This is a genomic window from Sphingomonas sp. P4_D12 (genome assembly GCF_056401895.1).
On the sequence record NZ_JBFUIL010000001.1, the window covers coordinates 300,863 to 314,823 of the forward strand.

Here is a 13,961-nt window from a genome sequence, read left to right on the forward strand (position 1 = left end):
GACAAAAGCTATGGTGCGCCCCTATTGCAAGGGCGCGGCGGGAGAGGTGCTCTTTTCGATCAAGACGTCGTCCAGCAGCACGCCGTCCAAGCCGGTCGTCGCGAGGACCGCCATCGCATCCTGTACGGTGTGAACGATCGGCTTGCCCATGACGTTGAAGCTGGTGTTGAGCACGATCGGCACCCCGGTCTCGCGTTCAAACGCTGAAAGCAGCTCGGCCATCCACGGATTGCTTTCCTGGTCGACCGTCTGCAAGCGCCCGGTTCCGTCGTGATGCACGACCGCTGGCACCCGATCGCGCTTTTCCGCCTGCCAAGGGAGCGTAAAACCCATATAGGGCGACGGCTGTGCGCGATCGAACCATTCATGGGTCTGGGTGGCGGCGATCACGGGGGCAAATGGGCGATAGGTTTCGCGGCCCTTCACGCGATTATTGATGCGCTCCTTCATGTCCCGCGGGCGCGGATCGGCCAAGATCGAGCGGTGGCCCAGCGCACGTGGCCCGAATTCAGCGGCGCCTCGCATGACGCCGATGATCGATCCCGCGGCCAACCGCTTGGCGAGCAATGCCGCGGGCTGTGCGCTTTGCGTCACGCTCGCTAGACCTTGGGCCTGGGCCGCCAGATCGATTGCTCGCCGCGGGATCGCCGTGCCCAGGAAGGGCGACGTCCGAGCGAACGGTATTGCCGCAGCGGGATGGTCCTGCCGCCAAGCGAGCAACGCGGCTCCGATAGCGTTGCCGTCGTCGGCGGGCGCTGGCGGCACGTGCACGCGCTCGAACCCGAAACGCCCTCTTATGGTGCCGTTATAGGATGAATTGAGCGCACATCCGCCGGTCAGGATCAAGTTTGTCTCGCCGAGCGGTACACACGCCGCAAGCATCTGATCGACCAACATCGCATAAGCCAACTGGCCGCTGGCGGCGAGGTCCGCGCCTTTCTCTGCAGGATCGCCGGCGTTGCGCCGATAAGCGCCGGCGGCGCGCACCGCGCGAGCAATCGCGTCCGCCGATCCGAGCTGCGGCCGGCCCTTGTCCATCGTCAGCATGGCTTGGAGCGCCTCGACCAGCATGGGGTCGGGCGTTCCGAAAGCAGCCAGGCCCATGACCTTCCATTCCTCGCCCGCGCGCCAGTCGAAGCCGCATTGTCCGGTGAGCCAGGCATAGAAAGTGCCGAGACTTCCCGGGCCCCAAGACCGCCAGAGGCGCTCCGCTCGCCCTGCCCGTACTCTGTACAGGCTTGCAGCACCGACCTCTCCTTCCCCATCGATCACCAAGCACAATCCGTCGGCGAAAGGCGCGCTGTAGCATGCGGCGGCGGCATGACATTCGTGGTGGTCGAAACGCAGCACCTCGGGCTGCTCCGCAGCGAGGCCCAGTCGAAGCAATGAAGCACCGGCCGCCTCTACGGCATGCGCTTGCAACCCGCGCAGCCACAAGCCGTCGCTGGCGGGAAGCAGCGCATTGGATACGCGGACTGGCAAATTTGCCTTCACTCGCGCCCAACTCGACGCCACCACCAGTTCGTCCGCAGCCGGATCGAAGCCGATGGCCGCCAACGCACTCTCGAGGTGACCGACATGGTCCGGCGCAGCCCCCCAAGCGCGCTTGTCCTGGAGGTATCGCTCAGTCGCCTCGGCGAACGCGACTCGTCCGCTTTCGTCGACCAGGGCCAGGGCTGGATCGTGTCCTGAGGTGGACAGCCCCAAATACCATTTGCTCATACGGTGGCCAGAAGCTCCCCGACCGCCTGCAGGACTTCGCCAAAGGTGCGGTACTCGAACATCATCGTCGGTTCGACCTCGATCGCGTATTTGTCCTCGATCTCACCGCAGATCATGACTGCATCGAGCGATTGCAGCCCAATATCCACCAGGACGGTCGATGGGCCGAGCGCCGACTGAGGTACGCCGGTGCGGCGGCTGATTTCGGATGCCAGGAAGTCGCTGACCTCCGCAATGTCGACTTGGCTCATAATGCTTTCTGCAGTTGGACAGGAGTGGGTGCGGTCGTCAGGTTCGCCGCAAGGCCCCCGAGCACACGCGTTTGAGAATTGGGGATCCATGACGGCTTGCTGGTCAGCGTAAAATTGGGAAATCGGCCGACGAAAGCGGGCAGCGCACGCCGCATGAGCAACCGCGCGAGCGATGCACCCAAGCAGCGATGCAAGCCGTGCCCGAGCGCGAGATGGCCCGCTCCGCGGCCGGCGTTAACCTGATCGAGGTGAAGCTGCATCGTATCGCCGCTTGCGAACCTAACGCCGCCGATTTCGCCGTCGATGCGAGCGGTACGGTAGATGAAGCGGGGCGAAGCGGCGTTTGGAAGCACGTCGCGATCCAGCCAGCCCGCGTTGCTCGGCTCAAGAAATTCGACGCGCCGATCCGGCGCAATGTCCGCCAGCCGCCACAACGCATTTCCCAGGGTGTAGGCGATATTGAAGCTCGCTCCGTAAAGTACGAGCGCCAAAGCATGGCAGTCGTCCTGGTCGAAACCTTCGGGCGCTTGCGCGATCAGCTTGGCCAGCAGTGAGGGCGGCAGGTCCGGACGCGGTTGGCCCTGTCCCGCTGCCGTTAAATCAAGCAGTTCCGTGCACACGCCCTGTAGCCGAACGATGTTTCGCAGCGACAGCAAAGGTTCGAGCAATTCCTGCAATTTTGGTGCGATGGCGTCGAACCGCGCCGGATCGGTGGGATGAAGACCCAGCACCTTTTGCGTTACCGCGCGGAACAACGGCTCGCAAAAGTCTCGGATCAGATCGGCTTGTCCGCCCGACGGAAGCGCATCAAGCAGTTGCTCGACGGTTTCGTCGATGAACGGCGTCCATGCCGGCAATCGATTGTTGCCGAGGACGTCCAGGGTCAGCAGCCGAATGGCCTGGTGCCTTTCGCCGGATAGAAAGAACGGCGCATTGCGCGCGATTCGGATCGCAACCGACAAGTCCTTTCCACTTGCCGCCTGCAGTGACCGAAGATGCTCGGTCATGTCCGGTGGTCCGAACAACGTGTCGTCGGCGGCGATGCGACGCGCAAGATCGTGGTCGCCGATCTCCCACATCTTGGCACTGCGCCGACGCAACCCGGTGCCAGTACAGGGCAGTGCGACGGGAGACCGGACCATCGTAGTGCGTTCGACTCGGACTCCCGACTCATCGAGCTGTAATGCGGAAAATCGGCCGGCGAGCGCGGGCACGGCAATGCGGTAAATAAGCCGCGCAAGCTCCGCTCCGGGGCAGCGGTGGGCGCCTTCCCCGAATGACAATTGCCGCTGCGGCTGCAGCGCGGTGGCGGCGTTGATCGAGCGAACGTCGATCGCTGCGATATCGCCGCTGTGCACTGGACAGCCCATCACCCGAGCGTCGCGATCAGCAACACGATACAGCATGAGCGTGGAAGAATGCTCCCGAAAGAGGCTGTCGAGTTCCAGATCCGACCATTCCAAGTCGGCAGCCGCGCGCCACGCGGTCGAACCACGGCGCAAAATCCCGGCTAGGGCAAGCCCCAGGCTTTCCGCTGCGGTGTGCGCGGCGACAATGAGCGAAATTGTGAGTGCTTCCGCGGAGACGCCGTCGGGCAGGGCACTGCCGGCAAGAACGTCGCGCAACGGCGCCGGCCCGTCGTCGAAAGCGAACGCGCCCGCCGGCTGCAGCAAGTCCGACAGAAATTGGAAACCGGCCTGCGCGGCGCGCAGTCTGCGGATCGGCAATAAAGGCTCTGTCAATTCTCGGGTGGCCGCGATGCTGTCGAGCACCCCGCGTTCGTCGCCGGCCCGCAACCCCGTTATCCTGCCGATACAGGCGACGAACACCGGATCGACGAAATCGCGAACAAGGTCCGGCGCTCCGCTCGACGCCAACCGGTCCATAGCTCGGCGAACTTCTTCTTCTATGACGCCGCGCCATTGCTCGACACCGGAGATACCGAAGAATTTTGCGATGGCGCGCCGGGTGCGGAGATGATCCTTGCCGGATTGATAGATCAACGAGCTACGGGCGATCGCGATCAGCAAGGAGAAATCTTCTCCTGTTTCCGCCTGTAGCCGCGCGATGTGGCTGCCGAGGTCGATTACGGTCCACGAGCGGTCACGCAGCACTGCACTCGCCGCGGCGCCGTCATCGATGCGCCACAGAGCAGGCGATCGGCCCGGTCGCGGGGCCGATTGTTCGTTGGTCGACCTCATCAGGCGCACGCCGCGTTCGCCGCACCCTGGCGATACAGCGCAGCGGCTTCGCGGCGGCGGATCTTTCCGCTGCTCGTCCGGGGCAGCGTCCCACGATCGACCAGTTCGACGTCGAGCAGTTTGATCCCAAAGGTGCCGGCAACAGCCTGCGCGATTTGCTGGCGGACCTTGTCCGGGTCGGGGAGCACGGTTCGCGCGGCACGCATCTCTATCAGCAACGCCGCTTCGCCGGACCGCATTTCGTCCGGCATGAACGCCGCCGCTGCCATCGGGTTGAGCGCGGGTTCCATTTGCGCTGCCAACCACTCGATTTCGGATGCCGCGACTTTGCGGCCATTTACTGTCAAGACGTCCTTCAGACGCCCGACGACGTAGAGATTGCGATCGCTGATCACGCCTATGTCGCCGGTGCGAAGCCAAGTCTCGTCCTGCCCCGGGATGACGTGGCGGAACGTCTCCTCGCTTTCGGCTGATTGGCCGACATAACCACCGGCGACCGATGGTCCGTGCAAGCAGATTTCGCCCATCTCGCCATCGCGCAGAACTGCGCCTTGGGCCGGGTCAATGATACGGATGGTGCGAGCCACGGCCTCGGTCAGGCGGCAGGGCGCCACGCCAGCGCAGATCGGTGGTGGCACCGGCTCGATCGCGGCCTTCAGGGCGTGCGCGCCAGCAGCCATCAGGCTGTACTCGGCGAGGCCGTAACAAGCGAAGACAGCTCTTGTCTGTAACCCAAAGCGCGCAAATCGAGAGCGAAATGCGGTGATCAGCGCTGCCGGCACCGGCTCGGCGCCGCAATATGCGGCCGACCACCGCGAAAGGTCGAGGCCCTCACACTCGTCGTCGCGTATGTTTTGCACGCACTGCGCAAAGGCAAAGGCGGGTCCGCCGCTGAATGTGCCGCCATGATCGGATATCGCCCTGAGCCAACGCGAGGGTCGCTGGATGACCCGAAAAGGGTCAAGTTGAACGCTGCTGGCGCCGACCAAGATCGGATAGATGTTCCCACCGAGCAGTCCCATGTCATGGAAATGCGGCAGCCAATTCACCACGACTTGCCGCTCATCGAAGCCCCAGGCGGCAAAGCAATGCGCAGCGTTGGCGAGGATGGCGGCTCCGCCCACCTTCACGCCGCGCGGAAAGCGGCTGGTGCCGGAGGTGTATTGAATTACGGCCGGACCGCCTGCGCAAGAGCGCGCCGCCGCCAATGGCGCCATGGCGGGTAAGTCATCGACTTCCATGATGCCGAAGCGAGGACCTGGCGATTCCGCCAGGGCAGCATCGATCGCCGCGCGGACCGAAGCTGTGCAGATTATTCCTTCTGCCGCGCAGTCGGCGACGATAGCCGCGAAACGCTCCCGTTGGGTCGGGTTGCGGGGAATCGCGAGGGGAACGACCGTCAGACCGGCATAGACCGCGCCGAGCAAGGCAGTGGTGAATTCGCTGCCCTGCGGCATTGCCAGAACGACAGGCCCTGAACCGACCGGGAATATTTCACTAAAGACCGCAGCCCATCGAGCCGAGGTGTCATGCAAATCGCGACCGGTAAAGAATTGACTCTCGTCCGCTTCGCGCTGGCCGCAGACCGTCAACATTGTCTTGTCGTTGGTGGCTAGACGGCGCCAGATGGCGTCAGCGAGGTCGTTCATCGGGCCACGGCACCAGAATTGTTGCGCGCCGCCAAGGTCCGGGCGTTCTGGGGCACGGGCTGCGGCAAGCCGACGAGGTTCGGCGTTCTCAGGGCGGTGTCAAACGGCGGTGCCGGCAGTCGTGCCCACTCGTCGTCATATGCTCGTTTCTGCACGAAACTATAATAGTTCAGGGCCCATGATCCGAGCGCGCGTCCGATGCCATCGGCGATGTCGGGGCGGAGCCGCATGAGCCCGGTGGCTTCGTCGATTACCCGCGCCGCGTCCGGCCCGCTCTTGGCGACCGCGATCATCAATCGCGCATACAGACGGTTACTTCGGTTCCGACCTGGCGGGTTGTGGAGCTTGCCTGATCCGCGATGCCGCAGCGGGTTAGGTGGGATTAAGCGCGCAATATGCCGCAGCCGGTGGCTGAAAGCGGCGGGGCTGTGGAGCCGGCTCACGAGCCAGCGTGCCCCGATCTGCAATTGCTCGCGCGACATCTGTGCCGGCAGGATGTTCGACATGCTGTCGGTCCCGGGGAACATGTCGAGCGGCGATCCCGCGGCCAGACGCCCGGTGGCGCGCATCTGCTCATAAAGTGGTGTTGCGACGGGGGCGACCAGCACCGAAACCTTCAGGGTTGCCACTGGCAATTGCATCGCAAATTCGAATTGCTGCTCGAAGATGCGAAGCGTGTCCGCATCGAAGCCGACCATCAAGCCAGGATCGACCTGGACGCCGTGCGACACGACGTGGCTGACCTGGGCGGCGAGATCAACGTTCAGATTCTGCCGCTTGTTGCTTGCCCGCAGGCTCTCCTGGTTGATCGTCTCCACGCCGATAAACACCGAGTTCAGCCCTGCTTCGGCGCAAAGCTGCAGCATCTCATCGTCCCGAGCGATGTCGATCGACACTTGCGTGCTGAACGAGACATGGTCGCGGCCGTCCCCACCGTTCCAATCCCGAATCGACGTCAACAGCGACGTCGCGCGCTTGCGGTATACAGTGAGATTATCGTCGGCGAGCTGGATCTGGTTGAAGCCAAGATCATAGAGGGTTTGCAACTCCGCCACGACTTGCGCATCGTTCTTATGACGCTGTCGGCGACCCAAATACTGGATCACGTCGCAAAAATTGCACTCGAAGGGGCAGCCGCGGCTGGTCTGGGCGATGCCGATCAGCGCGCGGTCGGGGTCGATCAACTGCCAGGCCGGAATCGGCGAGTTCGACATTTCGGCCCTGTCGCCTCGGTAGACGGGCTTGAGCGTCCCTTTCAGCATATCCCGATAGAATTCATCTGCGACAGGCTCGAACTCGCCGATCACCATCACATCGCATTCTTCCGCGAAGGCGCTTGGATCGAGCGACACGTGCGGTCCGCCAATCACAACGGTGCGGCCGCGCGCCCGAAAGCCACGCGCGATCGCGATTGCGCGCTCCGCCTGCGAGATATTGGCGGTGATGCCAACGAAGTCGGCCGCCAGGCCGAAGTCTACCGGTTCGACTGCTTCATCGACGATCTTGGGAACGATCCCCACCGGTGCGAGTGCGGCGACGGTTGCGGCCGCCAGTGACGGCACTCGTGTCATCCCCATCCCGGCACTGCCCAAACCGCGGAAGTCCACCTCCCATGGCGGTTTGGGAGCGATGAGGAGAAATCGTGTCATGTGCCCGCCAGCTTGGGGGGTGCGGGCAGATTTTGCAAAATATTTCCGTCAGTACCGGCGCTCCCGATACTCGACTCGAACGGACCAAATTCTGGTTGGTCGAACAGTAGCTCGGCGATCAACAAAATGGCGTTCGATATTGAAGTAATTGTGGGCGCCGGCGTGTTGGCAGCTCCGGTCGGCGAGATTCAAATATGGCAATCGCGCTGGCGGTAACGGCAACTTTCCAACAATAACGGTCGTCTGACACATTCCGAACGGCAATAGCTGTCGGGATCGTACCGATCGCGTCCGAACGTCCGGAAGTTGGATGCGCGGTAGCCATACGGTCGAAAGGCTTGTCAGTGCTCGGAGGAGCCCATCAAGGCCGCCACAAAGTGTGGGCCGAATTGGGAGTATAATTGCGTAGACCTGCCGGAATTCGCGGGAAAACGGGCACGCCCGGCCTGCTGGTGACCCCTACGGGAATCGAACCCGTGTTTTCGCCGTGAGAGGGCGACGTCCTAGACCGCTAGACGAAGGGGCCGGCGGTAACGCGAAGCGGGGCCTCTAGGGGCGTTGTCCGGATGCGTCAAGGTGATTGAGCGGACTGAGCGAGGGCGGTTGCGGGTTCGATCAAATCCCGCCCGAGTCAGGCGCGATCACGCCCCGATCTCGTTTGCCCAGCGCGGGCTCGACGGAACCCGAAGCCGTAACGAACGTCTTTCACCCTGCGGGGCAGGATGGTCGGGTACGAGCCTTTCCGCCCGGCCAAAACAGGAAGGATAAAAAATGCTCTGGACAATCGTCGTCATCCTGCTGGTGCTGTGGCTGCTCGGTTTCACCGTGCTCCACGTCGGCAGCCTCATTCACCTGTTGCTGGTGATCGCGCTGGTCGTGGTGGTGGTTCGCCTGATCCAGGGGCGTCGCGCCATCTAGGCTGAGGGCACCCTCACCTGGCGACGTCGATCTCGGACGTCGTGCGTGCACGACAGTGCCAAGATGAGAGTGCACGAAAAGCCCGGCGGACGAACGCCGCCGGGCAACATTGCGGGGTTCGCATCGCATGACAGGCGGTCGGCGCTCACCGGCAACGGGTTCTCGCGTGGATCGGCCCTCTCCAAGAGAGTTTCCGCAACGCGCTTCGTTTCCGAAAAATGATGTTCTCATGAAACAACCGGGCGACATGGGTGTTTCGACCCCGATCGGTGATGGTCATTGTTCCGACGGAACAGTGCGCCGGGCCGATACTCGAACCGTTCCTAGAAGGGGATGCGCATGATCAAGAAGTTCCTCGCCGCCGCTGCGGCCCTCACGCTGTTGCCGCTCGGCGCCTGCGGTCACAAGACTGACGCCGCCGACAACGTCCAGGCCGCCGCCGACAACACCGCCGATGCGATGGATGCCAATGCCTCCGCGATTCGCGACGAGGGCAGCAACATCGCCGCCGACGACAAGGCAGCCGCGGACAATGCGGCGGACGCGTTGAACAACAAGGCCGATGCCGTCCGCGACGCGGGGGAGAACAAGGCCGACGCGATCGACGCGAAGAAGAAGTAAGATCGGTTCGGGCGGTGGAGGGCGCTTCCTCCTTCGCCGCCCATCCCGACGTCAGGCGGCCGCGCGCTCGGTTCGAGCTAGCGCGGTCGTGCTGGCAAGGGCTTTCCGTACCAAAGCGGTGAACCGACTTCCCTGGCGCAACAGCAGCGCCTTGTCGAAGCAGGCAAAGGCGCCGCGTTCGACCGCTTCCGCCTCGCTCGCCGACCCCGCGACGGTATGCGACGACACGACCAGCACCGGTGCATGCGGATGGCCCGCAAGCTCGTCCAGAAAGGCGAACCCGTCGATCCCGGGCATCGCCAGATCGAGGATGATGACGCTGGGCACGAACTGGCCTATCAGGTCGCGCGCCGCTTGCACGCTCCCCGCCGAACCGACGATCTGCATATCCTTCTGCGTCGCCAGCAATTCCTCGATGATCGCCCTGACTGTCAGCGAATCATCGACGACCAGAATGTTGAACGCCATGGCGTCAGCTCCTCAGGTGGTCCGACAAGGAGTGGGCGGGACGAGAAGACACGGAAATCGATCACCTTTTCCTCCTTGCCGGTTCCCGTTCTATGCGGACGCCGTTATTGCATGGAGGTTCAGGACGCCCTCCGTAGATATACAACTTGGGGTGTTGGAGAGGCGAGCAGAGGGCGCTCGGGTCACCACGCGCGATAGCGGTTGCCCCGTGGGCAGGGACGGGCGATCAGGCGATTGATCATCGGGCTGGTTGTCGCGATTAAGACCCGGACTCAATATTGATCGTCAGGGGAGCGCAGAATCACGATGGGCGGCAGAACACGGGGACGGCGTCGGTCGCATTCGGCAAAGATCAGGCGGCGCAAGATCGTCATCGCGTCGGCCGCTTTGGTCGTCGTCATCAGCCTGGCCGTGTTCGCCGCGAACGGCGGGGTGACGGGATTGTTCACCGTCCAGGGATCGGACATCCCGCCGGTCGACACGCATTGACCCGAATGCCCATACGGGCGCTCCGGCTCGGCATTCAGCAGATCGGGCATCGATAGGCGCGCATATGTCCGACATCTCCCTTGCCCAGGCGCGACGTATCGTCCTCGCCGCTCAGGGCTTCGGTGCGCGCCGTGGGTCTTCGGTCGGCCGCGCGCAGCTGGGGCGCCTGATCGATCGGCTGAACCTCCACCAGATCGACAGCGTCAACGTGGTCGCCCGGGCGCATTATCTGCCCGCCTTCTCGCGGCTGGGATGCTATGATCGCGACCTGCTCGACAGAGCGGCGTGGGGTGGCAGGCGCGACCGCCGATTGTTCGAATATTGGGCGCACGAAGCCTCGCTGCTTCCGCTGGACCTGTTTCCGCTGATGCGCTGGCGCATGGCGCGCGCCGATCGCGGGGAGGTGGGTTATGGTGCGCTGCGCCGCTTCGCGACCGAACAGCGCCCGCAAGCCGACGCCATCCTCGCCAGGATCGCGGCGGAGGGGCCGCTCGCCGCGTCCGACTTCCCGCACGGCAAAAGCCGGTCAGGATGGTGGGAATGGGGCGACACCAAGCGTGCGCTCGAATGGCTGTTCTATGCCGGCCACCTGACCACCGCGACCCGGCGGCGGAGCTTCGAGCGCGTCTATGATTTGACCGATCGGGTCATCCCTGCGGCGATCCTCGCACTGCCGGCGCCAGAGGAACGCGACGCCCGGCGCCAGCTGATCGATCGCGCGGCGCGCGCGCTGGGTGTCGCCACCGCGGCCGAACTGCGCGATTACTTCCGGCTCAAGCCGGTGGAGAAGGACAACGCGATCGCCGACCTGATCGATGCGGGCGTCTTGCAGCCGGTCCGGGTAGAGGGATGGAGCCAGCCCGCTTTCCTGCATCGCGATGCACGATCGCCGCGCCGCATCGCTGCCAGCGCGCTCCTGGCGCCGTTCGATCCGCTGATCTGGCACCGCGACCGCACCGAGCGATTGTTCGGCCTGCGCTATCGCATCGAGATTTACACCCCGGCGGCGAGCCGGGTGCATGGCTATTACGTGCTGCCGTTTTTGATGGACGAGCAATTGGTAGCGCGCGTCGATCTGAAGGCGGATCGACAGCACGGGACGTTGCTGGCGAAGGCGCATTTCGAACCGGACGCACTGCCGGATAGCAGGGAAAGATTGCGGGCCACGCTCGACGAAATGGCAACATGGTTGCAGCTCGACCGAGTCACGATGCGCTGACGCCTCCGAGAGTCCCCGCACAAAAGGGATGGCCCATCACGAGCCATCCCCTCGTTACATTCAGCGCCGATGGCAGACGCGCACCCAACGATGGTGCCGTTTCACATTGTGGCAGTGGCGAGCCCCCCAACCCCTGTGCCGAACGCTACGGCTGGTCACGCGTCTCGTCTCGACATGGCGCTCGATGCGTCCGCCGTCGCGAACCCTTTCGGTCGTCGTGGTCGTACGCGTCACGCCCTCACGCCTGTCCTGCGCAGCGGCCGGGGCAGTCAAGCCGATCAGCGCCGTCGCCAAGCCGGCGGCAATCAATAGAGATTTCATGTGGAATCCTTTCGGCCCGGAATCGGACCTCGATCGATAGACGGTCGACAGAGGTTGAAAGTTCCAGGTCCGCAATGGAACGACGTCACGGCCGCGATGCCTCCTCATCGCCGCCGTGACGCCGAACGGATCAGGGGTGCATATCGCACTGCCTATGTCCTCGACCGGACGAATCGGGCCGCGTCGGCATTGCAGATGCCCAACCGCTGGCACGCACGCTGACCGCGTTTGCGCGCATGTACGAACCGCACGCGGCGCGCGAGGACACGATCGTGTTCCCGCGTTCAAAAAGGCAGTCGGTCCCAAAGGCTATGATGAACTCGGCGACCAGTTCGAGGATATCGAGCGGCGCACCTTCGGCGGCGACGGTTTCGACATCGCGATCGACAAAATCGCCGATATCGAACGCCGGCTCGGTCTCGCCGATTTGAACGCCTTCACTGCGCCCGCCCTGACCTAACGAGGCGACATCACCCTAGCATTGTCCACTCATCCCGCCCGACGCACAGCCGGACAGAATCGGGATTGTTGGAGCCGCAATGCTCGGCTTGGGTCGATGGGCTCGTTAACCATTGGGAAGAGTGTGTGATGTCGGCGTCTGTAACAAAAATGGTCCCCGCGGCCGTGATTTTGCTTGGTGCGATGGGGTTGAGCGGCTGTGCCACCAAGAGCTATGTACGGGAGCAGATCGCTCCGGTGAGCCAGCGCGTCGATGCGCTCGAGGCGAAGTTGAACGAGACCGACGGCACCGCGAAATCGGCATTGTCGCAGGCGCAGGCCGCGTCCGGCCAGGCGCAGAACAACGGTCAGCGTCTCGACCAGCTCAATGCCCGGGTCGATGGCATCGAACAGCGGATGGCGGAGAGCCAGAAGAAGAAACCGCGCAATTGATGCCGCACGGCCGCATATGCCGATCGGCCCGGTGCTGATCGGCCGAATTCCGATCGGATCGCAATGTCGAGCGTCGCCCCTTTCTTCGGGGCGGCGCCCGTTTCGTGTTGAGCGCCTCCAGCGATGATCGGTATCCTGCTGGCGCTCGCTGGTCTTGCGCTCACCGTTCCCGCGTCCGCCCCGGCGGCGAAGCACGCTCGGCCGCCGGCAACCAAACCGGCGCCGCGGGCGGGCGATACGGCCAAAATCGAGGTGACCCAGTCGGCGGCGGCGACACGCGTTTTCGACTGGATCGCCGCGTCGGGAGACAATGGCGCGCTGCCCTATATCGTCATCGACAAGAACAATGCCGCCTTGTTCCTGTTCGACGCGAAGGGGCAACTGCTCGGCAAGGCGCCCGTTCTGATCGGGGTGGCCGTCGGCGACGAGGCGACGCCGGGCATCGGCAGCAAAAAGCTGGCCGAGATCGGCCCCGCTGAGAAGACCACACCGGCAGGGCGTTTCCTCGCCAGATACGGACTGGCCGCGGGCAGGCAAAAGGTGCTGTGGGTGGATTACGCCACGTCGGTCGCGCTCCATCCGATCCCGACAGGATACAATCCCAAGGAACGCCGTCGCCAGCGCATGGCGTCGCCGACGTCCGACGACAACCGCATTACGTTCGGGTGCATCAACGTGCCCTCGACCTTCTACACTAAGAGCGTGCAGCCCTTGTTCCGCAAGAAGGGCGGCTATGTTTATATCCTGCCCGACACCAAGTCGCTCGAGGCGGTCTTTCCGCTCTTGCTGGGGCAGGCGGTCGCGAGCGGCGGTTCGCACTGATCGTCGCTCTGGCGGGCGTCGTCGTTACGTCGGCCAGGAGGAAGGCTGGGCCGTCAGTCGCTCGAGATAGGCACATAGCATGTCGGCCAGCGCCTCCGACCAGTCGACAATCTCGGTCTCCGTCCGCTGCGTCTCGGAAAAGCTGCTGCCTACGCCGCTGAGTGTCATCTTGATGAGATCCCCGGCAAGCATCCGTTTATGGTCGGGCACGTCCGGCAGCGCCTCTTGCAAGAACGTGCGGAAGATCTTGGCGTTTTCCTTCTTCGCTTCGATTGCTTCCGGCGCATCGCGGTAGAGCGGTGCCGCGTCGCTCAAGGCGGTACGGATCGCCGCTTCCTCGCATTCGGACCGGATGAAGGCGTGGACCAGACGGCGAACGCGGACGTGCGGTGGGGTGGTCCGGTCTTCGAGGATGCCCCGCAGCAGCGCCGAGGTTCGCTGCCACTCGTCGCTCTGCAGGCGGAACAATATCGCAGCCTTGTTCGGGAAATATTGGTACAGCGAGCCGACGCTCACGCCGGCGCGCTCGGCGACTCGCGCGGTGGTGAAACGCCGGGCGCCTTCCCTCATCAAAACCTGAACAGCCGCATCGAGCACGGCCTCGACCAACTGGTTCGAGCGTGTCTGCTGGGGCTGTTTGCGCGAGGTAATGAAGGTGCTGCGAGCGGCGGTCATGCGGGCATCCTGCCAATGCGAATAGTCAAAGCTGACGAACTAGTCGTATTTTCCGTTCCGGCAGG

The 13,961-nt window shown here is 63.7% G+C and carries 14 protein-coding genes and 1 tRNA gene; 6 read left to right on the forward strand and 9 right to left on the reverse strand.

Annotated elements, in window-relative coordinates; translation table 11 throughout:
• Positions 1-21 precede the first annotated feature (21 nt).
• From AC1DSD_RS01370 to AC1DSD_RS01395, 6 genes are all read right to left on the reverse strand, one after another.
• Positions 22-1,722, reverse strand: coding sequence for a carbamoyltransferase family protein (locus AC1DSD_RS01370; protein WP_478027858.1), 1,701 nt, complete (start codon positions 1,720-1,722; stop codon positions 22-24).
• Complete coding sequence (locus AC1DSD_RS01375; RefSeq protein WP_478027859.1) at positions 1,719-1,973, reverse strand: acyl carrier protein; 255 nt, start codon at positions 1,971-1,973, stop codon at positions 1,719-1,721. The genes AC1DSD_RS01370 and AC1DSD_RS01375 overlap by 4 nt, the downstream gene beginning before the upstream one ends.
• The gene (locus AC1DSD_RS01380; RefSeq protein ID WP_478027861.1) at positions 1,970-4,174 is read right to left on the reverse strand and encodes a cytochrome P450; all 2,205 of its coding nucleotides are present in this window, start codon (positions 4,172-4,174) and stop codon (positions 1,970-1,972) included. Before AC1DSD_RS01380 ends, AC1DSD_RS01375 begins: the two co-directional genes overlap by 4 nt.
• A complete protein-coding gene (locus tag AC1DSD_RS01385; protein WP_478027863.1) occupies positions 4,174-5,823 on the reverse strand; it encodes an AMP-binding protein in 1,650 nt (549 codons plus the stop codon). The genes AC1DSD_RS01380 and AC1DSD_RS01385 overlap by 1 nt, the downstream gene beginning before the upstream one ends.
• Positions 5,820-7,472 carry a B12-binding domain-containing radical SAM protein gene (locus AC1DSD_RS01390; RefSeq protein WP_478027865.1) on the reverse strand — a complete coding sequence of 551 codons (1,653 nt, stop codon included), beginning with the start codon at positions 7,470-7,472 and terminating at the stop codon, positions 5,820-5,822. The genes AC1DSD_RS01385 and AC1DSD_RS01390 overlap by 4 nt, the downstream gene beginning before the upstream one ends.
• A gap of 450 nt (positions 7,473-7,922) precedes the next feature.
• Positions 7,923-7,998, reverse strand: a tRNA-Glu gene (locus AC1DSD_RS01395).
• Between the two features lie 245 nt (positions 7,999-8,243).
• On the opposite strand from AC1DSD_RS01395, the gene AC1DSD_RS01400 reads away from it, so the two are divergent.
• Both AC1DSD_RS01400 and AC1DSD_RS01405 read left to right on the forward strand, forming a co-directional pair.
• On the forward strand, positions 8,244-8,390 hold the full coding sequence (locus tag AC1DSD_RS01400) for a lmo0937 family membrane protein (RefSeq protein ID WP_157082372.1): 147 nt from the start codon (positions 8,244-8,246) through the stop codon (positions 8,388-8,390).
• A 339-nt stretch (positions 8,391-8,729) separates the two neighbouring features.
• Positions 8,730-9,011, forward strand: coding sequence for a hypothetical protein (locus AC1DSD_RS01405; protein ID WP_478027868.1), 282 nt, complete (start codon positions 8,730-8,732; stop codon positions 9,009-9,011).
• Between the two features lie 51 nt (positions 9,012-9,062).
• On the opposite strand, the gene AC1DSD_RS01410 is transcribed toward AC1DSD_RS01405, so the two are convergent.
• Positions 9,063-9,479, reverse strand: coding sequence for a response regulator (locus tag AC1DSD_RS01410; RefSeq protein WP_478027870.1), 417 nt, complete (start codon positions 9,477-9,479; stop codon positions 9,063-9,065).
• A gap of 272 nt (positions 9,480-9,751) precedes the next feature.
• Positions 9,752-10,018 carry a hypothetical protein gene (locus tag AC1DSD_RS01415; RefSeq protein ID WP_478027872.1) on the reverse strand — a complete coding sequence of 89 codons (267 nt, stop codon included), beginning with the start codon at positions 10,016-10,018 and terminating at the stop codon, positions 9,752-9,754.
• Between the two features lie 14 nt (positions 10,019-10,032).
• Between AC1DSD_RS01415 and AC1DSD_RS01420 the strand changes: the two genes are divergently transcribed.
• From AC1DSD_RS01420 to AC1DSD_RS01435, 4 genes are all read left to right on the forward strand, one after another.
• The gene (locus tag AC1DSD_RS01420) at positions 10,033-11,187 is read left to right on the forward strand and encodes a winged helix-turn-helix domain-containing protein (RefSeq protein WP_478027874.1); all 1,155 of its coding nucleotides are present in this window, start codon (positions 10,033-10,035) and stop codon (positions 11,185-11,187) included.
• Between the two features lie 457 nt (positions 11,188-11,644).
• Positions 11,645-11,968, forward strand: a complete 324-nt coding sequence (locus AC1DSD_RS01425; protein ID WP_478027875.1) for a hypothetical protein — start codon at positions 11,645-11,647, stop codon at positions 11,966-11,968.
• A gap of 128 nt (positions 11,969-12,096) precedes the next feature.
• Positions 12,097-12,399, forward strand: coding sequence for a hypothetical protein (locus tag AC1DSD_RS01430; RefSeq protein ID WP_478027876.1), 303 nt, complete (start codon positions 12,097-12,099; stop codon positions 12,397-12,399).
• A 123-nt stretch (positions 12,400-12,522) separates the two neighbouring features.
• Entirely contained in the window at positions 12,523-13,221 is a 699-nt protein-coding gene (locus AC1DSD_RS01435; protein WP_478027877.1) for a hypothetical protein, read from the forward strand.
• A gap of 24 nt (positions 13,222-13,245) precedes the next feature.
• Here the strand turns inward: AC1DSD_RS01435 and AC1DSD_RS01440 are convergent, their stop codons facing one another.
• The gene (locus AC1DSD_RS01440; RefSeq protein WP_478027878.1) at positions 13,246-13,896 is read right to left on the reverse strand and encodes a TetR/AcrR family transcriptional regulator; all 651 of its coding nucleotides are present in this window, start codon (positions 13,894-13,896) and stop codon (positions 13,246-13,248) included.
• Between the last annotated feature and the right edge of the window lie 65 nt (positions 13,897-13,961).

Excerpts from the sequence above, each read along its gene's own strand:
- AC1DSD_RS01370 (WP_478027858.1), bottom strand. The coding sequence starts at position 1,722 with ATGAGCAAATGGTATTTGGGGCTGTCCACCTCAGGACACGATCCAGCC.
- AC1DSD_RS01375 (WP_478027859.1), bottom strand. The coding sequence starts at position 1,973 with ATGAGCCAAGTCGACATTGCGGAGGTCAGCGACTTCCTGGCATCCGAA.
- AC1DSD_RS01380 (WP_478027861.1), bottom strand. The coding sequence starts at position 4,174 with ATGAGGTCGACCAACGAACAATCGGCCCCGCGACCGGGCCGATCGCCT.
- AC1DSD_RS01385 (WP_478027863.1), bottom strand. The coding sequence starts at position 5,823 with ATGAACGACCTCGCTGACGCCATCTGGCGCCGTCTAGCCACCAACGAC.
- AC1DSD_RS01390 (WP_478027865.1), bottom strand. The coding sequence starts at position 7,472 with ATGACACGATTTCTCCTCATCGCTCCCAAACCGCCATGGGAGGTGGAC.
- AC1DSD_RS01400 (WP_157082372.1), top strand. The coding sequence starts at position 8,244 with ATGCTCTGGACAATCGTCGTCATCCTGCTGGTGCTGTGGCTGCTCGGT.
- AC1DSD_RS01405 (WP_478027868.1), top strand. The coding sequence starts at position 8,730 with ATGATCAAGAAGTTCCTCGCCGCCGCTGCGGCCCTCACGCTGTTGCCG.
- AC1DSD_RS01410 (WP_478027870.1), bottom strand. The coding sequence starts at position 9,479 with ATGGCGTTCAACATTCTGGTCGTCGATGATTCGCTGACAGTCAGGGCG.
- AC1DSD_RS01415 (WP_478027872.1), bottom strand. The coding sequence starts at position 10,018 with ATGCCCGATCTGCTGAATGCCGAGCCGGAGCGCCCGTATGGGCATTCG.
- AC1DSD_RS01420 (WP_478027874.1), top strand. The coding sequence starts at position 10,033 with ATGTCCGACATCTCCCTTGCCCAGGCGCGACGTATCGTCCTCGCCGCT.
- AC1DSD_RS01430 (WP_478027876.1), top strand. The coding sequence starts at position 12,097 with ATGTCGGCGTCTGTAACAAAAATGGTCCCCGCGGCCGTGATTTTGCTT.
- AC1DSD_RS01435 (WP_478027877.1), top strand. The coding sequence starts at position 12,523 with ATGATCGGTATCCTGCTGGCGCTCGCTGGTCTTGCGCTCACCGTTCCC.
- AC1DSD_RS01440 (WP_478027878.1), bottom strand. The coding sequence starts at position 13,896 with ATGACCGCCGCTCGCAGCACCTTCATTACCTCGCGCAAACAGCCCCAG.